Genomic DNA, 21,099 nt, shown 5'->3' with positions numbered 1-21,099 from the left:
ACCGACAAATATGGCCTGGCTGCATACATCTCTAGAGATTTTTAAAGCAGGTCGGTCTCGTTAGGGGCGACATTTGAATCGGGTATTTTTCTTGAACCAAGTACGCGCTTTTTTCCATTTTCAATTAAAGAATAAATTGCTGGTACTATCACTAAAGTTAAAAATGTGGAAGAAATCATCCCGCCAATTATAACTAAAGCCAACGGCCGGTGAGAGCTAGATGCTTCTCCGGGCATAATAGCTGCGGGAAGCATAGCCAAAATAATTGCACTGGAGGTCATTACTACGGGCCTCATGCGCAGTGGGCAAGCTTCTAATAAAGCGTCTCGAATGGAAAACCCTGACTCTCGCATTTGATTGGTTAAATCAATAAGTAAAATAGAGTTTTTAGCCACCAATCCCATCAATAATAATGCTCCAATCATAGAGTAAATATTTAATGTTTGTCCTGTAAGCCATAAGACTAATACGCCTCCAATTAAAGCTAAGGGTTGAGCGACCATAATAATTAAAGGTTGAATAAAAGAATTGAATTGGCTAGCCAAAACGATATACATCATTATCAATATTAAAACCAAGGTAAATCCTAGGGATTTTTCCGTTTTACCCAAAGCTTCCGTATCCCCGGTCATTACCACTTCATATCCCGGCAGCAATATCTCATCCGCAATACTTTCAATTTTATCAATGGCTTTGTTAAGAGAAATTTTCGGCGATGCATTAAACCCTACACTATAATTTTGGTTTGCTCGAGTGATTTCCAAGGGGGCTGTTTTACTGGAGAAGGAAGTAATCGTATCCAAGCTTACCGGTTTACCTTTTTGGTTATGTAAATAAATTTGGGTTAAATCTTCTCCTGTAACAAATTGGCTTTCATCTGCTTTAATCACTATGTTATAGCGTTGATTGCCTCCGCTTCGATTAAATTTACCTACACGGATGCCTTGCGAACTTAAGATCATAGCCGCCGAAGCTACTTCTTCTGCGGAAATACCTAAGCTGCTAGCTAAATCACGCTCAATATTCAATTGATATTCTGGTTGGTTACTGGACAGGTGGATATAGACAGGGCCTACGTCTTTATCGTTATTTAAGATGCTGCTTAATAGCTGTGCTTGTCGAATGGTTTCTTTATAATCTTCCCCATGAAGTTCGAAAGTCATGCTACCGCCTGCTTGTGAACTACTTACGATAAACATGCCACCCGGGATCATTTTTAATTCAGCTTGTACTGCTTGCATCGTTTCAGTTTGAGGCGTATTCCTTTCCTCTTCTGGAACCAAGTTGACATTTATCATAGCCATATTCGGTTTACGTAAATAGGCAAAAAAAGATTCAACCTCTGGTGTTTTAGCGAGTACCTTTTCCGCAGCCATTACTCTTGATTTCGTATAGTCGGAACTTGAACCTTGCGTAGTTTGGATAAAGATTTGGAAATGACCTGTTTCGCTATCTTCGGGCATCATGCCTTTACCAATAACCATCACGACGGGAAGGCTAACGGCTATAGTTAATACGGCAATAACTACCATTAACCAACGAAAGCGTAAGGAAAAATGAAGCAATTTTTTATATTTTCTATCTAAAGAGAGAAAGAATTTTTCTAAAAAAAGATAAACCGAGCCATGGTTGTTCACAATCCGTAAAAAGTTAGCGCAAAGAACAGGAGTGAGAGTTAAAGAAACGAGCAAAGAAATTAATACCCCAGCTGTGACTACCACTGCAAAAGATTTAAAAAAAAGGCCCAACGTTCCACCCATAAATATTACCGGTAAGAAAATTGAAACCAAACTTAAGGTGGCAGCCATTACCGCAAACACTACTTGATTACTACCCGAAATTGTTGCTTCTTTGGAGCCTAGATGATTTTCTTCCATTTGCCGATAAATATTTTCTAAAACCACGATGGCATCGTCTACGACAACTCCTACTAAAAGAATAATTCCAAGCAGAGTAATAATATTGAGGGTGTATCCAAAAAAGTAAATAGCAAGTACAGCGCCTAATAAAGAAACCGGAATAGCCGTTACAATTATTAAAGTAGAACGCATGTTACGTAAAAATAACCAAATAACTAAACCTGCCGCAAAAATACTGAGGATGGTATCTTCTTCTAACTCATGCACCACGGATAAAATATAATGCGCCTCTTCAAAAACTACCTGTGTACTTACGCCTTCGGGAAGTGCTTTTTGGATTTGCTCCAATCGCTCTTTAACACCTTCTACTACTTCAACGGTGTTGGCTGTAGGGAATTTTATTATTTCAACGCCTAAAGCAGTTTTGCCATTTAAAGTGGCAGCATTGGCTCGGTCAGGAACTGCTAACTGAATGGTTGCAATTTCTTTTAAATAAACTGGTGCGCCCTCTTTATAAGCAATTACCATGTTTTTCAAGGCTTGAAGGGAATGAAATTCAAAGTCTAAATTTAAAGAGTATTGTCTTTTACCAGCAAGAACAAAACCTCCTGGCATTTGTATATGTTGAGAGGCAAAAGCTTCTTTAACCATGGCTGGACTAATATTTAAAGAAGCCATTTTAGCTAAATTGAGCTCAACCATAACTTGGGTTTCTTGTGCTCCCACTACACTAACTTCAGCTACTCCCGGAAGTCCTTGTAATCTTTTTTGGACCACGTTTCTGGCCAGATTATCCAACTCTTCCAGTGATTGATTTCCATAAATACCTACTAACATTACCGGAGAGCCGCTAGAGCTATTTTTTTGGATAATGGGAGGTCTGGTACCAGTAGGGAATAGCCCGAAGACCTGATTCATTTTGCTTTGCACCTCATTGAATGCAGCATCCATATTGGTTCCCAAAGCAAATTTTAATTCAATGCTTGAAGTGCCGGGACTAGAAGTTGAATTAATATTTTTTACGCCGGCGATAGTATTGAGTGCGGCTTCGATAGGCTTGGTAATCGTTTCGTTAATGACTTCGGGATCCCCGCCAGGAAGATCGGTATTAACTGATATAACCGGGTACGTTATATTTGGGTTAGCCTGAATACCGACACTAAAATAACTAATTAAGCCAAAAATTACTATTGCCGCACTTATCATTACCGCCATTACTGGCCTTTTAACGGATAAAGTGGGTAAACTCATTTTTTTGGTCCATTAGTAGCTTTAATAGTGACAGGGGTGCCATTTGAAAGATAATTCATTCCCATTGTGACAATTTGATCATTAGGAGCCAAGCCCTTTGTAATCGCAGCACTGCCGTCTATTTGATAACTCACTTCCACATTTTGGGCTATCGCTTTATTGTTTTTAACAACGTAAACCATGGTTTGGCCATCATTATCAATAATACTTTCTTCAGGTACTAAAAATGCGCGAAAAGTTTTGGCATACACCACCCCTCGTATACTAGAGCCAGGCTTCCAATTGTACTTGTTATTAAAAACAATAAGTGCATTTACAGCGCGATTTTCTGGATTAATGTCCGGGGTAATGGATGTAACAGTACTTGTAAGCACTTCATTTGGATCGGTAGGAGAAGTTAAAGTAACTTTTTGCCCTTTTGCCAGCAAGTCGGTTTTTTGCTCGGAAAAAGGGAGCTCGGCTCTTAGTTGATCATGATTAACCACATTCATCAGTTTTGTTCCTGCGGGAACATATTCGCCAACCGAAACTAATAACTTGCCTACTTGCCCATTAATAGGGGAGATAATTGAAGTTTGGTTAGCTAAGAACTGTGCGTTTAATAAATCTGCATTAGCAACTGCTAAATTTGCTTGTGCACTTTCATATTTAGCCTGAGCTTCATCATACGATTCTTGGGAGACATATCCTTTACCGATTAATTTATCAGCCCGCGCCTTGCTTTTTTGTGTCTCATTGACTAATGCCTGCGCTTGTAATAAACGGGCTTGTGCTTGCTTTAAAGATAAGGCCATATGCTCTTCTTCTATTTTTAAAAGCAATTGTCCTTTTTTGACTTCCTCCCCTTCATGGATAGGGATTTCTGTAATTTGTCCATCAATCCGGGTTGTAATAACAGGTGCTTCTCGGGGTGCAAGGTTACCTGTAGACTTATATTGAACATTGACTGACGATAATTTAGCGGTAACGGTAGTTACCGGAATAGCGTCACTATTCCTACGTGTTTTTTTCTCTGTTTTTCCACACCCAATAAATAAAACAGGTGCGCTTATAAGGATAATTATGATTTTTTTCTTTATATCCATTTTTTAATTCCATTTTATAAATCCGGTGCTGTCTCACCTACCAGGGGACTTGACTCTTGGGTTTTAAAAGAATCAAGTGCTTGCGTAGTTGTATTAGTATTTCTATTAGTTTCAATAAAATTGTAGGCATTTGGGTTATCTTTTTTGATCTCACTTAAAGCATTCGTCATATTTTTGCTAGTAAAATCGTCGTTTGAAATAGAGCCGATTTGAGTTCCGCTAGCGGCTGTTAAAATATTTGAGAGCAATGTACTCGTGTCGTTTGGGTTTGAACTTAATGAGTCTACCAGGTTTGAATATTGTTGTGAGCCCAGACTAGTAATAATTGTAGAAAGATTATTTGTAGAAATTTGGTTAAACGCCCCCACCATATTTTTGGTTTTAAAATCATCGGGTGAAATGGACCCGATTTGAGTTCCGCTAGCGGCTGTTAAAATATTTGAGAGCAATGTACTCGTGTCGTTTGGGTTTGAAGTTAATGAGTCTACCAGGTTTGAATATTGTTGCGTGCCGAGGCTATTAATAATTGTAGAGAGATTATTTGTAGAAATTTGGTTAAAAGCTCCCATCATATTTTTTGTTTTAAAATCATCCGGTGAAATAGCCCCGATTTGAGTTCCACTAGCGGCTGTTAAAATATTTGAGAGCAATGTACTCGTGTCATTTGGGTTTGCAGTTAATGAGTCTACCAGGTTTGAATATTGTTGCGTGCCGAGACTATTAGTAATTGTAGAGAGATTACTTGTAGAGATTTGGTTAAAGGCCCCAACCATGTTTTTGGTTTTAAAATCATCGGGTGATATAGAATCGATTTGATTTTTGTCAGCAGATGTTAAAACGCTTGAGAGTAAAGTACTTGTGTCATTTGGATTGGCACTTAACGAGTCCACTAGGTTTGAATATTGTGTTGTTCCTAAATTACTCATTATTTTAGTAACATCATTTTGCGAAATCTGGTTGAAAGCCCCTATCATATATGGACTTTTAAAATCATTAGCGTCAATCGTTCCAATTTGGTCTTGATTAGCGGGGTCGCTTAGTAAAGTAGCCAGGGTGCTGGTATTTCCACCTTGGACTGCAGCGTCAATCTGTTCTGAAAAGGTTTGTGCATAGGCAATATTAAATAGTTGGAAATATAGTAAACCAGCAAAAAATAATCTGCGCATTTTATCTACCTACTTTTAAAATCAATAATATAAGAATAGGCTATGGATATAAAAATAGAATAAAAATTAATAGATTTTTTACATATGGAAGCAATACTATGCCTGCTAAGATCAATTCTGCCAGTGCTTATTTTAATGAAAATTGGCAACGCTATCAAAGAACGATTAAAAACAATACTTTGTATCATCATGAGATGATGGGTTGTTTTGAGAGCTTTTTAAAAAATAATTTCAATAAAGAAGAATCGATTGATTTTATTGACGTAGGTTGTGGAGACGCCAGCACCATCGCTCCTGTTCTTAAAAAATTTCCCATAAAAAATTACATTGGCATAGATGCCGCTAAAGATGTTTTGACTTTGGCCAAGAAAAATTTATCCAAATTGAAGGGGAAGAAAAAATTTATTGCTGAAAATATGTTATCTGCTTTAAAGAAAATTCACTCTGAAGTAGATGTCATTTTTTCAAGCTATGCCGTTCATCACCTTTCTATCACTGATAAAATTTTATTTATTAATGCCTGTAAAAATAAATTAAAACCTGGCGGATACTTATTACTCATTGATGGGGTAAGGAAGCCTATGCAAACAAGAGAAGAATGGTTGAATGATTTAGAAAAAAGGATGCTAGATACACTCCCGGACAGCAGTGAGGAAATAAAAATTCGCATGGAACATCCTCGCCAAGATGATTTCCCCGAAACCGTGGCTACTTTTAAAGAGATAGCATTAGAACAAGGTTGGAAAGAATTTAGAGTATTAGAGGACCAGGGAATTTTTGTTTTCATGGAATTTGCAAAGTAACATTGTGAAGTAGGCCGGTGCTAACGGCCAATGATTGATGCTGAAAAGAATTTGCACTTCGCGGGCGAAATTTATAGACAAATGTAAAATATTTTCACAAAATTCCTATCCTTGTTATTGCGGAGAAGCTAACTAATGAAAGTTTTTGTGCGAATTTTTCTAATTCTATTTTCGATTTGTATTGTTCAACCTGCGTTTTCAAAGATGGTGGCTACCGAATCAAGCGAGCTTCATTTTCAAAAAATGGTACTATTTTATGTTAACCAATACCGCGCTAAAAAACATTTGCCGCCTTTAAGGTTGGTTAACAATATTTCAACAGAAGCTGCTCAACACAGTCAAGATATGGCTAGCCAACGTATTCCTTTCGGGCATCAATGGTTCAATACCCGAATCAAGCATATTTATAAAGAAATAAAAAACTGCAGGGCAGCTGCTGAAAACGTGGCTTATTATAAAATGAATGCTAAAAAACTCGTAGAAGCCTGGATAGCAAGTCCTGGGCATAGAAGAAATATTGAGGGACGCTATAACCTGACTGGCATAGGGGTTGCGCATGGCAAAAAAGGATGGGGATATTACACGCAAATTTTTATAAAATCTGATGACAAAAGGTATTCATAAAGTCTTTAAAGAAACACGGAGGTTCTACCCATAGGGATTTCGTTTTTTATTATTCGCACGTTTTTCAAAGTGCTGATAATCTTTTAAATTATGCCAGTTACCTCCCCAGTCCCATCCGTATTGGGTAAAAACTTTGTAAACAATACTCTTTTTGTCAATTTTTCCAGGGAAATTTTGTCGGCGATTGGCATATTGCAATGCCTCTACAGGCAGTACCCCATTTTGAGAAACATAGGGGTTTAATAAGGGATTAATATCAATCGCCCTGCCATAACTATGTTGAGAATATTCTCCTCTTTTCGAGGTTCTTTCACGGCAGTTAAAACTGGAAGTATTGTTTGCAGCCATGGATTTTTCATCGTTGCCTTTATATTCTTCTATCATTTCCATCCGGGAGATGGGGAATTTAGCTTCATAGATAGCTGTGAAGATGTCGACCACTTCTTCAGCTAACTCTTTATTTACAATTAAAACGCCCCTGTGTTTTTTATTATCAAATCCCCAAAAGGGCACGTAGACTTCGCGTAAATCTGATAAACTGATAGGGCAAGAGGGTTTCCAGGTATATAAACGCATCTTTTGTTCAGTGCCAAGGCTAATTGGCTGGATGTTACTTTGTGAAGACATAGTATTGTTGGAAAAAATAGTGAGGGAAAAGGGTAGGGCTATATATGAAATAGCATAAAAAACTATTCTCATAAACCTCCTCTTCAAAGCTACAGCGTGATATTATCTACGCAAAAATTTTTAGCAAATTCACTTTATCACTTTATCGGAGGATAAGAAATGCACAGGCATAAAATTTTAAGTGGCATCGTCGTATTACTTTGTTGTTTATTTGCTGCAGGTTGTAGCAAGAAAGTAGCTATAGGCGATTATGATGCCGCTGAAGTAGGGAAAATTAAAAAAGTAGTGCCGGGAACTATTATCTCCATGCGACCTGTGCGCTTACATAGTCGAAGCGAAATGTTGGCTGCTGGAACTACTACGAACGCTCCAAGCCAGGATAACTACTCTGAAAATGTAGGTAAAAGCCATGGATATGAATATGTAATTCGTTTAAATAGTGGTGGAATAATATCTGTAGTACAGGCCGAAGATATTAAATTGAAAACAAAACAACGTATATTGGTAATTTATGGAAGAACGACGAGGGTAGTTCCAGACGACGGCAGTGAAGATTTTTAAGGTAAATGTCGTAACCTGAAGTTCCATCCTCGGAACATTATTTCTTAAATAATAACATCAAAAATTGTTGGGCCTATTAGGCCCAACCTACCAGGAAATAACATTGTTTGTAAAAAAAATAATTTTACTTCTTTGCCTTTATAGCATCCTACAGGCTTCAGCTATCGCGGCTCCCAACTTTGTAAAAAAAAGCCCTCATTTTAACAGCACATTTTTATCTGATCCGGCAGCACTTTGCCAAACCGCAAAAAATACCCGTGAATATTTAGATAAAGGCTCTGCTTATGATCCACAAGTAATACACTCTGGTAAAATACTTCCTATATCCCTGCATGATCTTAAAGCAACCCTGGATTTTATTTGCTTACATAAAGACCAGTTAAAAGATCCCGATTTTATTAAAGAACACTTTGATTTTATTCAGTGGCGGCCTGATTTAGTGCAAGCAAAGCTTTTTTCAAAAAATAAACCACTAGTAAAAAATATACCTTCTGATCGAATACTAATGACGCGTTACTATGTTCATAGTGCGAAAGGGTCGTTAATCCCTTCAAAGAAATTCCCCTATGCTCTTTACGGTATTCCCGCCGATGAAAAAGATTACTCGATTGAAGAAGCCAACAAAAAACCTGGATTGTTACGTTTCCAATATGGCAAACAAGCAATTTTAAAAGGAGCCTTGCAAGGAGAAGCGGTTAAACCCCTCGTTTATTTGCAAAGAGAAGATCTGGAAGCGGCCTTATTACAAGGGACTATCGTAGTTGATACCGGAGAAGATAAGAAAATATATAATGTAAGCAGAGTGAATAATATCGCTTATGATAGAAAAAAGAGTCCTTATGAACAAGAACGCTATTGGTATTTTAAGGAAGTGAATAGCATAAAAGGTTATGGGAAAGATGCCGAATATAAAATTAGTGTATATCCAGAAGTGACTTTTGCAGCGGATCTTGAGCAGTTTGGACTTGGAAAAATTTTATTAATTCAATTTAATGATAACAAAGGTAAATCCCTATCAAGAATTGGTATTTTTGCTGATACAGGTGGGGCTTTTGCTAAGAACTTATATCAAATTGATTTTTTGAGTGGAGTCTATCCAAGCAAGGAAATTTGTTATAAAACTTGGCGGGGCACGCCCGATTATGTGAGTGCATATTTTATGGTTCTAAAAAAGAAATATATTAAGGCCTAACTGCATTGCAATTTTTTCGAGTAGCTCTTACCCTCTGCTCTTTAATTTTTAGAGGAGCTGGTATGTATAAAAAAATATTTTTGGTATGTTCTTTATTAATAAGTTTTAATCTTTTTGCCGATGACATTGAATATAAAAGTATTCTCGAGTGCCAAAACGCTATCGCAAACTATAAAGAAAAAGCAAATAAAAAACCTATAGAAACAGCGGCTGGTTATTTTACGTGGTTTAATCAGTTTAATTCTACTTCGTCGAATATTACTCATAATTGTTTTAATAGACAGTGTACTGCAGTTTATAAAGTCGGCGGGTGTGGAACTCTATTTGATAAAACACGTATGTTGTATAACTTGGTTAAGCCGCAACTGGCATTGGAAATTAATCGTTTAAATAGTAACGCTTCCAGTTTGCCTTCACCAAAACTTACTATCATTTGTAAATACTTGAATAAAACACCGCCGGTTGCAAAAGGAAAATGCTCGCTTGCAAAATAAGATGTAGGGGTGTTTATTTGCCCCTCTTCTGATATGCTTATTAAACCTAAATTCGGTCGATGAATTTAAGTTTAATACTTTCAGGATGAAAAAAATGATTATTTTAATCTGGATTCTTTTAATCATTGTCTTGTTACTAGCTTGGCTTAACAAGAGAACGCTTTCCCTTTACTCCGTGTATATAACCATCCTTTTATCAACAATAGCTTTTATTTATCATATCACTTCATCATTGAATTTAAATTTATAAGGATATTATGAAAAAAATCAATGTAATTGGCCTGGAGAATGGACTAAATGCTTTAGCAGTTTTAGGGTTGTTTTTTTTATTGGCGCTATCTTTATTTATTCAATTTTATTTTTCAGAACTTCCTTGCCCATTGTGTTTATTGCAACGGGTTGGTTTTGTAATTATTTCTGTAGGGTTTTTGCTTAACTTACGTTATGGTTTTAGACCCAGCCACTACGCCATTGCATTGCTTGGCGCTTTATATACCTCTTTTGTTGCTTTAAGACAAATAGCATTGCATGTGGTTCCTGGAACAGGATCATATGGTTCGAGCATATTAGGATTTCATCTTTATACCTGGTCATTTATTCTCTCTATGCTAATTGTCGTAGCGGCGACCATAATGTTAGGAGTAGATAGACAATATAAAGAAACCGCGCAGGAAATTTTAAAAATTCGTTTTTGGGCAAATATATTATTTGCATTAATGTTATTAGTGACTGTAGTAAACTTTGTTTATACTTTGAAAGAGTGCGGAATAAAGGAATGTCCAGAAAATCCCTCTGCTTATATCTGGTAAATGCTTGTTAAGCACGCTTGGTTTTTTTTTCCGGTTTTAAACTTTTCTTCAATAAGTCCATGATATCGGTTACTTTACCGCGATCAGAAAGATATTTACCTTTTTTAACTTTCTTGCCCTTGGCCTTGGCTTCAATTATTTTTTTTAAATCAGCAATATAAGTATCTTTAAATTCTTTGGGTTTAAATGACTCGCTTAATTGATTAATAAGTTGCATAGCCATTTTTAATTCTTTTGGATTAATAAGTTCCGCTTTTGCTAAACTTAAATGTTTAGTGTCGCGCACTTCATCGTTGTAGCGCAATTTATTTAATAATATCAGATCACCATAAGGTTTTAGGACCACCAGACTTTCATGGTTACGCAATACAAATTCACCAATTCCAATCATTTTGCTTTCTTTTAAAGCTTCTCTTAAAAGCGCATAGGCTTTTTGTCCCTCTTTTTGCGGTTCAAGATAATAAGGTGTTTCATAAAATATAGAATCTACTTCCTGTTCATTGGCAAATTGGGTAATGTCTATAGTATGCGTTTTCTCGGGACTGGCTTTTTCAAAATCATCTTTCTCTAGTACGACATAATCTCCTTCGCGGTATTCATAGCCCTTGGCGATATCTTCCCACTCAACTTCCTTCCCGTCGGTACTACAAACGCGGGCGTACTTAACGGGACATAGGTCTTTCCTGCGCAATAAATCAAAATTTAGGGAATGACTTTCTGTTGCGCTATAAATTTTTATAGGAATATTCACTAATCCAAATGTAATAGCTCCAGACCATATTGCACGCATACAAATCCTTTTTGTGGCTCCTTATCCAAGTATATATTAAAGCTAAAATATTGCTCATTGCTTTGCGAATATTGAATTCATTGCATATATTTTAAATAGGTCATTTGGAAGGAGAACATTATGAATAAGGATATTTTTCAAGGAAGTTGGGAAGAAGTTAAAGGCAAAATGAAAAAAACCTGGGGAAAATTAACCGACGATGATTTGGATGTCATAGAAGGCAATCAACAAGAAATATATGGAAAACTGCAAAAACATTATGGTTATACAAGGGAAGAGGCAGAAAAGGCAGTGAAAGATTTTACTGATTTATAGAAAAAAATTACCTGGTTGCATGCAACCAGGTTCTCAATTTAAAACTCCCATAAGTAAAATTATTTCTTCTCTTTTAATCCGGGTTTTTCTATATTTTTAGGTTTTTGATTTTTTTCTTGGTACTTATTACCAGGATTTGAGGAATCATCATTAGGGATAGAATTTTTTTTCTTTTCATTTTTTGATGAGTATGGCATAAGAAACTCCAATCGCTTCGAGGTGAGCTTTTCGCTCACCCTGTTTAATCATCCCTTCTGCAAGACATACCCCAAAGCGCTCCTACACAGCAGGAGAAAGCACCTATGAAAAAGAGTGCGAATACTATAAATGCTCCCCAGGCCAAAGTTCCAGGTGATGCTTTTACATTGGCTGCAGGTTTCTGATTTTGATCAGTATTGGTTGTTTGTAATGAGGCGGTATTATCTGAGTTTGAGCCAACAACGCTGGTGTTGGTTAAATTACTAGTATAATTCGCAACGTAATCAGCAGCGTATGCGGCAAGAATAGCGCTTAATAATAAAGCAAGACTCCAGGTAGCAAAGCCATATAATATACCTAAATTTCTCTGAGGGCAGTATAAACGACCGAGGTAACCGGCTGCATAGCCTGCAACCAACATGGATACAATAACTCCGATTAGAATAGCTATCAATCCCCCAACAGAGACCATGAAAGCACCGTTGTCATCCATATTCAAAGCAGTAATCCCGATAGCCATGCCGAAAAGATTTAGAAGAAATCCTAAACCAATTGCGATGAGAGCGCCAACGAAGATTGCAGACCATGAAATGCGTTTAAAATGAAAACACGCTGCGTGATCATGATGAGCATGTGTTGTAACTACGGCTTCTTTAATCATAATACTAGTCCTTGTAAAAGTTAAAACATGAAAGAGTGTGTAATATTAGAAAATTCGTGAAACCAACCAGATTAAAACTAATATACTGAGAGGAACGCCTAAAAGCCAAGCAATGATATATTTCAGCATTTAAATCTCCTATGGTAATAAATCCTTAAAACTTAAATTAAAGAAAAAAATATTAAATGAGAACGACATACAAAATTAATCTAGCATAAATATATAAATAGACAATAATTATTAATCCTGCCAACAAAACTTGATTTTAAAAAAAACACCAAGAGTCTGATATAGACATTAGTGCATTTTATTACTCCTTCGAGAGATGTCTGCCTCCATGTGACAAAGGTTAAAATGGATTGTTTTTAGAGGTAAATGGCAAGTTTTTTAAATCCTTACTAAACTTAAAGTGTAATATTTAATTGATTTTTATAGATAAACGAGTAATTTGTAAATTTGTTGTTTCAGAAACTCTTTTAAAAGGAGATTAAAATGGGTTTAGTACTGCTAATTATTCTAATCTTGCTTTTATTAGGAGCCTTACCGACCTGGCCCTATAGCTCAGCTTGGGGATATGGCCCTTCTGGTATAGTAGGGTTGTTGTTGGTAATCCTAATTGTTTTATTCCTACTAAAAGTAATTCCGTTTTAAAAGCTTTAAAAAACAAAGGCTGTTTAATTACAGCCTTTGTTTGGCATATTTCTCAAAGTTTTGCCTGTCTCGTCCGTTGGCAATTATATTAAATTTATCTATACAGATAGCGTTCTATCGCTAGTGTCCTTTACAATGGCACCTAACTAATCTGGAATTTGTAAGAATGATTCAATTTAAAACTATTTCAGTTGATACATTTTTAGCTGAATATTGGCAGAAAAAACCGTTAGTTATAAAAAATGCCATGCCGGACTTTGTAAATTCCCTTTCTCCGGAAGAGTTAGCGGGGCTCTCTTTGGATGAGAATATTGAAAGTCGACTGGTTATCGAAACGCCGGGGGAAAAACCATTCTGGCATCTAAAAAAAGGCCCATTTTCGGATAAAGATTTTTCCTCTTTGCCTAAATCACATTGGACCTTGTTGGTAAACGGGGTGGATAGACTTATCCCCGACGTTTTTTTATTACGCCAAAATTTTCAATTTATCCCGCAATGGCGTTTTGATGATGTAATGATTAGTTTTGCAGTTGAAGGCGGTAGTGTAGGCCCCCACTATGATAATTATGATGTGTTTCTTTACCAGGCCATAGGAAGAAGGCATTGGAAATTGACAACGCAAAATTGTATTCCAGAAAATCACCTGGCAGAGGTGCCATTGCGGATTATGAAAGAATTTATGGTGGAAGAGGAATATATATTGGAAGAAGGGGACATGCTTTATTTACCACCCCACGTGGGCCATTATGGGGTGTCATTAAGCGAACGATGTATGACTTATTCATTTGGATACCGCAGTTATGGGTTACAAGAGATGTGGGAGAGTTTTGCGGTTTTTTTAGAAAAAACCTCCCTGAGGGGACAACTTTACAAAGATCCCTGCTGGAAAAATATTGCTTCTGGGGAGATTGTTCCTTATGCATGGCAATTAGCAAAATCGCTCATGCAAAAAGCTTTGGAAGATGAACAAACAGTTAAAAACTGGTTTGGCAGTTACGTTACTTCTCTAGATGAACAAGCTGAATATCAATTGCCAGAACCCGATGGAAGCATTAAAAATCTGACGGCATTTAGTAAAAAGATAAAAAATTGTGAATATATAATCCTGGATGGAGCTTGCAGACTCGCTTATATAGAGGACCCTTTTACTTTATTTGTTAATGGAACCCAATGGAACATTGAGGGAGTAAGCAAAAATTTGATTAAACATTTTGTTAATAACCTAACTTTTCCGATTGCCAAATGTAAACACGATTTAGAAAAAGAAGAAAATCTGTTATTTCTCTATGAGTTTGCTCAGCTAGGCTGGATTAGATTTGAAAAATAAGCCCTTCCTAAGAGAAGTGTATCTTTGCGGGGGAAATTGAGAACTCACGAGAGATAACAAAAAAACGGCGGATGAATTCCGATTTTTGGCCCCTGCAAGATATAAGCGTTATAGTGATATTTAGTAGTTATATGCCAATCACCAAATTGTATAAAATTTGCACATTCAAAGAACTTATACTATAGTTAAAGTGAAGGGTTTATATGATCGTTTTTACGGTCATCCTTCCTCCACAAAGCCACTCCGTGGCTTTTGTGGTTTTTGGACCTTACTAAATTCATCTGAACCTCTTTTTAGTGACAACATGAAGGATTTCTTCTTCAAGCGATTTGGCTACGCTAATGGGTTTGTTAACTCCATTAATAATAATGGAGAAAATTATAGGTTTTTTATCTGTACCCACAACAAAGCCGGATAAAGAGGAGACATCGTGCATTGTTCCTGTTTTTGCAAATACATTTTTTTCTAAAATCGTCTTTTTAAATCGCTCTTTTAGTGTTCCTGATACACCAGCTTGTGGTAGTGCCTTTATAAATAGATCTTTCATGCTTTTATCATGATAAATATCTGAGAGAAGAGTAATTATTTGTCTTGGCGTTACCAGGTTATATCGGGTGCCTGTTCCATCAGCTATTTCAATTTCAGACATATTAATATGAGTATGTTCCGCTAAAATCGTTTTAAGGGCAAAAGCACCTTGCTTGTTTGTCCCATCTTTAGTCAAAGAGTAGGCCAATTCTTTGGTGATGCTGCTAGCATAGAGATTATCGGATTCTCTAAGCATATGCGTAATTAGTTGTATTAAATCCCCAGACTGATTTTGCGCAAGGATAGTAGCACCGGAAGGGGTATGTCCATTGATAATATGTCCTTCTAATAAAACATTGTTTCTATGGAGTATCTCTTTAACAACTTTTCTGACATATAAAATAGGATCAGGAACAGCTAATTGCATCTTCATGGGTTGGCTACTTTGAGCCAAACATCCATAAAGTCGTAATGTATTATTGGTTTTTATTTCAATATTCAAATTACAATGCTCTTTTTCTTCTTCCTTGGTCACCGTAATGACTTGATTTATAATAGTTAATGCATTAGAGACTTTTTGCGGTTTAATTTGTATTAATTCGCCTGGTTTTTCGCTAAAGAAATCATAAGATACGGCATTCTCATCTAATATAGCTGTTGTATCAGGAGCGGAGTAGTACCAACCAAGATCATCAACAGAGTTTCCGCCAGGAATAAAAGGAGCTTTAAATCGGGACGTATCTAAAACAATATTCCCACGAATTATTTTTATATTCTGTTCTTGTAAACTATGTAATAAATTTGTTAAGTCCGTTTCAGTCAACGATGGTGATCCACTGAAGGTAATATAATAATCTTCATTTTTCTGCGAGAACGTAGTTAAAAAATGATAGGTAGGCTTCAGGTGGTAAAGTGCTGCAGCAGCTGTAAATAATTTCATACTGCTAGCTGGAGAAAGTAATTTATCTGGATTTTTGCTATAAATAATTTTTCCCGTATCCGCTTCTTTTATAAGAACCCCAACAGTTGCATGGGGCAATTGTTGGGAGATAAGAGCATCAATTTTTGTGGTCAGCGTTTGAGAATAAACAAATTGGTTGAATAAACTTATGCAAATAAGAATAAAATACATAAAATGGCGCACTAAATTTTCTCCATAAACATGATTTCACATTAGAGCATTGCCCTAGTATAAGGTTACCTTTAGAATTATAAGGTTACCTTTAGAATTCACACTAGGGAATTTGTTATGCTTTTTTCTAAAGGATTTAGGCTAAATGAAGAGAATATCTATCGGCAGTTTTGTTATTTTATTTCTAGGCAAAGATTTATGTTATGCTCAGATGCCCAGGTTTACTTCATCTGATCTCTCTTCATCAGGTCAATCTAGCCAAATATTTCCATTATCTAGTCGCATTCTGGGTGCCGCCGCAATTACCAATATTGGTTTATTTGGTGGGGACGGAATGTTGCCCCTCGTAGGAAATAAGGAAAAATTCCTTTATGGGGATTTGTTAGGAGGATATGGAACCAATAATACCTATTTAGTCAGCCCCGGATTAGGTTATAGAGGAATAATACGTGATGTAATCTTTGGGGGATATTTGTTTGGCGATTATGATCGTACTAACTTAAATAAAAATTTTTGGGTTATAAGTCCGGGAGTAGAATTAATAAGCACCCGCTGGGATTTGCATGTTAATGGTTATTTTTCCGATAATAGTAAACCTCTAGGCTCAAATGTCGAACAAACTTTAGTTAACCAAGTAGATCAATTTGAAACTGGCACGCATAACCAATTCACCCAATTAACATATAATCATCAATTGGTTTCTAAATATGCAGTGATTGGTAATGGATTTGATGCAGCATTGGGATTCAATCTTGCAGTAAAAGAAAATCTACGTTCTCATCTTTATCTTGGTGGTTATTATTATAATCCTCCAGCAAAATATAATATTAAAAATATTGGGGGCGTAGCTGCTGGTTGTAATCAGCCCATTAATCAAACATTTAGTTTTTCATTGTTTAATAGTTATGACCAGATAAATAAATACACTATAGGGATAGGGTTTAATGTAGTTTTTGGTGGAGCAGTAAATATTTTATCAAATGATCTGCACGATAGAGAATTAGATCCGGTACAACGTCATATTGGTATTATTGCCACAGGAGCTGGAACTTATGATCAAAAAAGTGAACTTTATAGAGATTACGGTACATCATCATCCACGTCATTAGTATACTCTAATATATATTTTATCTCTCCCGATGGAACAGGTAATGGCACTTATGGTAATCCTGCCCCGTTAACCCAAGAAACTTTAAACGATATTAATAATTCTTCTCCTAATGATGCCCGTCTTTATCTGCAAGGAGGAACCGGATCCATCTATAATGTTACTTTGCTTGATGGTTTAAAGCCTTTTAATGGACAAAATTTTTATGGCAGATCTTTTGACTACACCTCTACTGCTGTCGGAAATAATAGGCCTACTTTGTTTTTGGTCAATAATACTGATGGTTACCAGATTTTTCACTTGGGGGTAAATGGCACGACGAGTACTTTTTCAGATTTACAATTTACCACCAATTTTGAAAGCGGCCTTAATGCAGGTATAGGGATATTCATGGGGGGTGGTTTTACTGATACCACAATAAATAATAGCTCTTTTTCCAATTTCCGAACGGCTATATATCTTCCTGATAATGGTGATTTAAACATTACTGGGTCCACTTTCACCAATAATAATACAGTCATAAATTCCAGTGGAAGCGAAAATAACTTTAGTATCCAAAATTCGACAATTACGGCAGATAGCGACTTTGATTTTCAAGGGACGCAACCTGGTGGGATTCAGTTAATTAATACGGGGGCTGGGACCGTCACCTTTACGGCGGATCAATTACAAATAAACCTCAATAATAATAATTCTAATTCGGCTTTAAGTTTTCTCAATCAATTTAATGGACAGATAAATGCCACGATTAGTAATTCAACTATAACAGGAGCTGGATCGGGCGGAAATAATGGATTTGAAATCCGTAATCAGGGAAATGGAGATGGATCCGTAGGTTTTGGGGGTGCAATAAATGTAACTGTGGAAAATTCATTGCTTCAAAATAATGGTCAAGCGAATAATACCGGAAATATATACCTCCAAGCTAATAATAGTGGAATTATAAATTTTAGTTTTATTAATAGTACCTCTAGTCTAGGAAGCACTTATGGTTTACTAGTTGTTAATGGCGACTTGAATCCAAATCTTGGCGATACAGTAAATGTATCAATACAAAACGCACTATTTGACAGGAGTGGAGGCAATATAGGACCACCCTTTCCTTTTGGAAATATTGGTGTTTGGTCTTTAGGTCAAGGGGCCATTAATCTTACGGCCACAAATTCTATAATTAGCAATAGCACGAATGGTGCTCCCGCTCTATGGGTTTCAAACGGGGCAGATGGTGGTGTCATTAGTAATAGTATGATTAATATTAGCAACTTAAGTGGAACCACTTTCCTAAATAATAATGCCGGGGGAATTTATGCATATGCACTGGCTGGTGTAAACACATCAACTACTATTAATTATACTGGCGCTATCTTTAGTAACAGTGTGCCTAACATCGCAAACGATCCCGCGAGCACGGGCACAATTACATGGATTCCAATCGGGCCTTAGTCTCGTTTTTATTAAAAGGAAATTTTTGGCTATACAGTCGTTTTATTTTAATTTCGAAAAAACATAACTATAGCCTTGGTTTTACTGGCGTCCCAGGCAGGATTCGAACCTGCGACCTGCCCCTTAGGAGGGGGCCGCGCTATCCAGCTGCGCCACTGGGACGTAGAGTCTGAGTCTATCTGCATTTCTTTATTTAGTGAAGAGCAAAGTGTACTTAAATAACTTAATCTTCGCTTTCCTTATATTAACTCGATTCTAGTGTGGCACTACTTATTAGCACATCACTATTTTTACTAACTAAATTTTGTGATAGAGAAAGGAAAAAAATGCTGTAAGGTATAAAGCAAATCATGTCCAGAGGAAAATGTAACATGCCGATACCACCAAATGTTCCTAAATAAGAAATAATACTGAGCGACCCCATATATAATATAAACCAGACAAGCGCTTTAATATCTTTAATCGCACGTTTATCTTGATAAAAAAGATAAATAATTAATCCTAAAAGCAGGGCTATATCCAGTTTCCAGATTATTGAGAAGCCGCACCAATATAACATAAGGTTACAAACATAAAATGCTATATGAGATAGAAAAACACTATAAGAAAGTCGGAAAGGACGCGGGGCAGCTGGTTGCAATTTTCTTAAGGCTAAAAGACAAATGGGTCCAATCCCATAGGAAAGGATACTTGCTGAAGATAAAAAACCAACTAATTTTTGCCAGCCAGGAAATGGTAGAAAAGCCAGGGCACCTACCAAAAAATTTGCGTACAAAGTAACATAGGGTATTTGATGTCGATTTACTTTGAGAAACAGTTTTGGCAAGTGATTATTTAATGCCATACCATATAAAATTCGGGATGTAGCAGCGGTGTAAACAAAGGTTGTTCCAAAAGGTGAAAATGCAGCGTCGAACAAAAGTAATGTAGCAATAACGCCAAGACCTAATAATAAGGTGAGCCCTACCAGGGGGCCTCCATCTCCAGGATAGGTTAATGCATGCCAACCATTTGTTAGATACTTCTGGGGGATTGCGGCAATAAAGCTAAACTGCAACATAAAGTAGAGAATAAACCCAACTAAAACTGCACCTAAGATTGCAATAGGAATATTGCGCTGCGGATTTTTAACTTCTCCAGCTAACATTAGTCCGTTTTGAAACCCTGTAAATGCGAATGCAATACCCCCAGCAGAAAGAGCGGTAAATATATCTGTCCAATTTTCTTTTGTGGATAAATCAATATTAATATTAGCCAGGGAAGGGGTTTCTTTTAAAAGAGCAAAAATAGCAACGCTTGGCAAAATAAATTTAATAATGCTGGCGTATTTGTTGCATTCGGTGAGGAATTTAATTCCATAAGAATTTAATATAACCACAAAAAACATAATCACGATAGCGGCGATATATCCATAAGGGGAGAGTGAAAGCGTCGCGGTTTTACTATTTATTAAAATGGGAAAAAAATGGCTGGAGTATTGTAAAATGGCTTGAATCTCAATCGGGGTCATTACCACATAAGATAACCAGGAAGTCCAGGCAAATAAAAAACCCACCTCTCTTCCGTGTGTGAAAGTTGGGTAATTAGACATACCACCCGAGATGGGAAACATAGTGCCTAATTCGCATAAGGGTAAAGCGATAAACAGCATGAAGACTGCTGCAATAACCCAACTAACAAGAGCATTACTTCCAGCCATTTGAGCGCTGATAAATGGACTGAATAACCACCCTGAACCAATCATTCCTCCTGCAGAGGCCACTAATATATTGATGGTAGAAATATCTCGTTTTAACACAGCGCGCTCCTTACGTTGACGAGAATTTCATACTATTCTTTTGCTGTAGGGAGATCAATGGGGGTTTCTTTGATTAGAAGCGCCCCCGAATTTGGGGGTGAGCCGTATTTTGTCGAACCTCCTTCGGTTCGAACCCTTCCGGGCCAAGATTTGTGATCTGTTTTTTAAATGTGGGTATTGGCTTGATGATCTATTCGAGATTTGTGGGTTTTGGTGAGAAGGATTGATTCGTCAGTTACTGCGTTCCTTCCTCACCCCTTCGGGGCGCACTGTGTGCGTCCAAAATACTTCGCCGCACTTCGTGCTCTTCGCTACGTATTTTGTCGAACCTCTTTCGGTTCAAATCCTTCCGGGCCAATGACATTTGTGCACTGTTTTAGATTACGGAGTGATTTTTTCTTTCTTGCTTCGATCTTGAAGGTGGCGCGCCCGGAAGGATTCGAACCTCCGACCCCCTGGTTCGTAGCCAGATACTCTATCCAACTGAGCTACGGGCGCGTGTTCTTTTTGATCTGGCGGAGAGAGAGGGATTCGAACCCTCGATGGGCTTTTGACCCATACTCCCTTAGCAGGGGAGCGCCTTCGACCACTCGGCCATCTCTCCAGTCAATGGTGACGAAGTATAACAGGTATTCTTAGGGCGTCAACCTGAATTAGAGACCTACGATTAGATTTCC

20 protein-coding genes and 3 tRNA genes are annotated in these 21,099 nt (G+C 37.0%); 11 read left to right on the top strand and 12 right to left on the bottom strand.

Going from position 1 to position 21,099, the window contains the following annotated elements:
• Positions 1-41: 41 nt before the first annotated feature.
• The 3 genes from EL206_RS05190 to EL206_RS05180 are packed head-to-tail and all read right to left on the bottom strand — an operon-like array spanning position 42 to position 5,361.
• The gene (locus tag EL206_RS05190; RefSeq protein ID WP_058462659.1) at positions 42-3,110 is read right to left on the bottom strand and encodes an efflux RND transporter permease subunit; all 3,069 of its coding nucleotides are present in this window, start codon (positions 3,108-3,110) and stop codon (positions 42-44) included.
• Positions 3,107-4,195: an efflux RND transporter periplasmic adaptor subunit gene (locus EL206_RS05185; RefSeq protein ID WP_058462660.1), complete on the bottom strand. Its 1,089-nt coding sequence runs from the start codon at positions 4,193-4,195 to the stop codon at positions 3,107-3,109. The genes EL206_RS05190 and EL206_RS05185 overlap by 4 nt, the downstream gene beginning before the upstream one ends.
• Positions 4,196-4,209: 14 nt before the next feature.
• Positions 4,210-5,361: a hypothetical protein gene (locus EL206_RS05180; RefSeq protein ID WP_058462661.1), complete on the bottom strand. Its 1,152-nt coding sequence runs from the start codon at positions 5,359-5,361 to the stop codon at positions 4,210-4,212.
• A 98-nt stretch (positions 5,362-5,459) separates the two neighbouring features.
• On the opposite strand from EL206_RS05180, the gene EL206_RS05175 reads away from it, so the two are divergent.
• Both EL206_RS05175 and EL206_RS05170 read left to right on the top strand, forming a co-directional pair.
• The gene (locus tag EL206_RS05175) at positions 5,460-6,164 is read left to right on the top strand and encodes a class I SAM-dependent methyltransferase (RefSeq protein WP_058462662.1); all 705 of its coding nucleotides are present in this window, start codon (positions 5,460-5,462) and stop codon (positions 6,162-6,164) included.
• A gap of 135 nt (positions 6,165-6,299) precedes the next feature.
• Positions 6,300-6,788, top strand: a complete 489-nt coding sequence (locus EL206_RS05170) for a CAP domain-containing protein (protein WP_065310964.1) — start codon at positions 6,300-6,302, stop codon at positions 6,786-6,788.
• A 24-nt stretch (positions 6,789-6,812) separates the two neighbouring features.
• Here the strand turns inward: EL206_RS05170 and EL206_RS05165 are convergent, their stop codons facing one another.
• Positions 6,813-7,487 (bottom strand): M15 family metallopeptidase, encoded by a 675-nt coding sequence (locus EL206_RS05165; RefSeq protein ID WP_058462663.1) that lies wholly within the window; start codon positions 7,485-7,487, stop codon positions 6,813-6,815.
• Positions 7,488-7,574: 87 nt separating this feature from the next.
• On the opposite strand from EL206_RS05165, the gene EL206_RS05160 reads away from it, so the two are divergent.
• The 5 genes from EL206_RS05160 (at position 7,575) to EL206_RS05145 (ending at position 10,471) form a co-directional block, all read left to right on the top strand.
• The gene (locus tag EL206_RS05160; protein ID WP_058462664.1) at positions 7,575-7,976 is read left to right on the top strand and encodes an outer membrane lipoprotein; all 402 of its coding nucleotides are present in this window, start codon (positions 7,575-7,577) and stop codon (positions 7,974-7,976) included.
• A gap of 103 nt (positions 7,977-8,079) precedes the next feature.
• Positions 8,080-9,168, top strand: a complete 1,089-nt coding sequence (locus EL206_RS05155; RefSeq protein ID WP_407637811.1) for a hypothetical protein — start codon at positions 8,080-8,082, stop codon at positions 9,166-9,168.
• Positions 9,169-9,230: 62 nt separating this feature from the next.
• Positions 9,231-9,662: a hypothetical protein gene (locus EL206_RS05150; protein WP_058462665.1), complete on the top strand. Its 432-nt coding sequence runs from the start codon at positions 9,231-9,233 to the stop codon at positions 9,660-9,662.
• Between the two features lie 85 nt (positions 9,663-9,747).
• Positions 9,748-9,912 (top strand): DUF5993 family protein, encoded by a 165-nt coding sequence (locus EL206_RS10225; protein WP_411711139.1) that lies wholly within the window; start codon positions 9,748-9,750, stop codon positions 9,910-9,912.
• Between the two features lie 7 nt (positions 9,913-9,919).
• Positions 9,920-10,471, top strand: a complete 552-nt coding sequence (locus EL206_RS05145; protein WP_058462666.1) for a disulfide bond formation protein B — start codon at positions 9,920-9,922, stop codon at positions 10,469-10,471.
• Between the two features lie 7 nt (positions 10,472-10,478).
• On the opposite strand, the gene ku is transcribed toward EL206_RS05145, so the two are convergent.
• Positions 10,479-11,261: a non-homologous end joining protein Ku gene (gene ku, locus EL206_RS05140; protein WP_058462667.1), complete on the bottom strand. Its 783-nt coding sequence runs from the start codon at positions 11,259-11,261 to the stop codon at positions 10,479-10,481.
• 120 nt (positions 11,262-11,381) lie between these two features.
• On the opposite strand from ku, the gene EL206_RS05135 reads away from it, so the two are divergent.
• Entirely contained in the window at positions 11,382-11,576 is a 195-nt protein-coding gene (locus EL206_RS05135) for a CsbD family protein (RefSeq protein WP_058462668.1), read from the top strand.
• Positions 11,577-11,635: 59 nt separating this feature from the next.
• Here EL206_RS05135 and EL206_RS09975 read toward each other — a convergent pair whose 3' ends face one another.
• Both EL206_RS09975 and EL206_RS05130 read right to left on the bottom strand, forming a co-directional pair.
• Positions 11,636-11,773, bottom strand: coding sequence for a hypothetical protein (locus tag EL206_RS09975; protein ID WP_157058194.1), 138 nt, complete (start codon positions 11,771-11,773; stop codon positions 11,636-11,638).
• 44 nt (positions 11,774-11,817) lie between these two features.
• Positions 11,818-12,435, bottom strand: coding sequence for a hypothetical protein (locus tag EL206_RS05130; protein WP_188331946.1), 618 nt, complete (start codon positions 12,433-12,435; stop codon positions 11,818-11,820).
• A gap of 492 nt (positions 12,436-12,927) precedes the next feature.
• Here EL206_RS05130 and EL206_RS05125 point away from each other — a divergent pair, with 492 nt between their 5' ends.
• Both EL206_RS05125 and EL206_RS05120 read left to right on the top strand, forming a co-directional pair.
• Positions 12,928-13,086, top strand: a complete 159-nt coding sequence (locus EL206_RS05125) for a DUF3309 family protein (RefSeq protein ID WP_084758880.1) — start codon at positions 12,928-12,930, stop codon at positions 13,084-13,086.
• 166 nt (positions 13,087-13,252) lie between these two features.
• Positions 13,253-14,413, top strand: a complete 1,161-nt coding sequence (locus tag EL206_RS05120) for a cupin domain-containing protein (RefSeq protein ID WP_058462669.1) — start codon at positions 13,253-13,255, stop codon at positions 14,411-14,413.
• A gap of 277 nt (positions 14,414-14,690) precedes the next feature.
• On the opposite strand, the gene dacB is transcribed toward EL206_RS05120, so the two are convergent.
• Positions 14,691-16,085 carry a D-alanyl-D-alanine carboxypeptidase/D-alanyl-D-alanine endopeptidase gene (dacB, locus tag EL206_RS05115; RefSeq protein WP_232048517.1) on the bottom strand — a complete coding sequence of 465 codons (1,395 nt, stop codon included), beginning with the start codon at positions 16,083-16,085 and terminating at the stop codon, positions 14,691-14,693.
• A gap of 133 nt (positions 16,086-16,218) precedes the next feature.
• Here dacB and EL206_RS05110 point away from each other — a divergent pair, with 133 nt between their 5' ends.
• The gene (locus EL206_RS05110) at positions 16,219-18,624 is read left to right on the top strand and encodes an autotransporter outer membrane beta-barrel domain-containing protein (RefSeq protein ID WP_058462671.1); all 2,406 of its coding nucleotides are present in this window, start codon (positions 16,219-16,221) and stop codon (positions 18,622-18,624) included.
• An 85-nt stretch (positions 18,625-18,709) separates the two neighbouring features.
• On the opposite strand, the gene EL206_RS05105 is transcribed toward EL206_RS05110, so the two are convergent.
• From EL206_RS05105 to EL206_RS05090, 4 genes are all read right to left on the bottom strand, one after another.
• Positions 18,710-18,786 (bottom strand) — tRNA-Arg (locus tag EL206_RS05105).
• Between the two features lie 82 nt (positions 18,787-18,868).
• Positions 18,869-20,422, bottom strand: coding sequence for an APC family permease (locus tag EL206_RS05100; RefSeq protein ID WP_058462672.1), 1,554 nt, complete (start codon positions 20,420-20,422; stop codon positions 18,869-18,871).
• A 421-nt stretch (positions 20,423-20,843) separates the two neighbouring features.
• Positions 20,844-20,920, bottom strand: a tRNA-Arg gene (locus EL206_RS05095).
• A gap of 15 nt (positions 20,921-20,935) precedes the next feature.
• Positions 20,936-21,026 (bottom strand) — tRNA-Ser (locus EL206_RS05090).
• Positions 21,027-21,099 lie beyond the last annotated feature (73 nt).

The sequence above is a fragment of the Legionella adelaidensis genome (genome assembly GCF_900637865.1).
Classification (GTDB): Bacteria; Pseudomonadota; Gammaproteobacteria; order Legionellales; family Legionellaceae; genus Legionella_A; species Legionella_A adelaidensis.
This window is presented reverse-complemented; position numbering and strand designations above follow the sequence as displayed.

Bases quoted from the DNA above. Each gene is read 5' to 3' on its own strand.
- EL206_RS05190 (WP_058462659.1), bottom strand. From the start codon at position 3,110: ATGAGTTTACCCACTTTATCCGTTAAAAGGCCAGTAATGGCGGTAATG.
- EL206_RS05185 (WP_058462660.1), bottom strand. From the start codon at position 4,195: ATGGATATAAAGAAAAAAATCATAATTATCCTTATAAGCGCACCTGTT.
- EL206_RS05180 (WP_058462661.1), bottom strand. From the start codon at position 5,361: ATGCGCAGATTATTTTTTGCTGGTTTACTATATTTCCAACTATTTAAT.
- EL206_RS05175 (WP_058462662.1), top strand. From the start codon at position 5,460: ATGCCTGCTAAGATCAATTCTGCCAGTGCTTATTTTAATGAAAATTGG.
- EL206_RS05170 (WP_065310964.1), top strand. From the start codon at position 6,300: ATGAAAGTTTTTGTGCGAATTTTTCTAATTCTATTTTCGATTTGTATT.
- EL206_RS05165 (WP_058462663.1), bottom strand. From the start codon at position 7,487: ATGAGAATAGTTTTTTATGCTATTTCATATATAGCCCTACCCTTTTCC.
- EL206_RS05160 (WP_058462664.1), top strand. From the start codon at position 7,575: ATGCACAGGCATAAAATTTTAAGTGGCATCGTCGTATTACTTTGTTGT.
- EL206_RS05150 (WP_058462665.1), top strand. From the start codon at position 9,231: ATGTATAAAAAAATATTTTTGGTATGTTCTTTATTAATAAGTTTTAAT.
- EL206_RS10225 (WP_411711139.1), top strand. From the start codon at position 9,748: ATGAAAAAAATGATTATTTTAATCTGGATTCTTTTAATCATTGTCTTG.
- EL206_RS05145 (WP_058462666.1), top strand. From the start codon at position 9,920: ATGAAAAAAATCAATGTAATTGGCCTGGAGAATGGACTAAATGCTTTA.
- ku (WP_058462667.1), bottom strand. From the start codon at position 11,261: ATGCGTGCAATATGGTCTGGAGCTATTACATTTGGATTAGTGAATATT.
- EL206_RS05135 (WP_058462668.1), top strand. From the start codon at position 11,382: ATGAATAAGGATATTTTTCAAGGAAGTTGGGAAGAAGTTAAAGGCAAA.
- EL206_RS09975 (WP_157058194.1), bottom strand. From the start codon at position 11,773: ATGCCATACTCATCAAAAAATGAAAAGAAAAAAAATTCTATCCCTAAT.
- EL206_RS05130 (WP_188331946.1), bottom strand. From the start codon at position 12,435: ATGATTAAAGAAGCCGTAGTTACAACACATGCTCATCATGATCACGCA.
- EL206_RS05125 (WP_084758880.1), top strand. From the start codon at position 12,928: ATGGGTTTAGTACTGCTAATTATTCTAATCTTGCTTTTATTAGGAGCC.
- EL206_RS05120 (WP_058462669.1), top strand. From the start codon at position 13,253: ATGATTCAATTTAAAACTATTTCAGTTGATACATTTTTAGCTGAATAT.
- EL206_RS05110 (WP_058462671.1), top strand. From the start codon at position 16,219: ATGAAGAGAATATCTATCGGCAGTTTTGTTATTTTATTTCTAGGCAAA.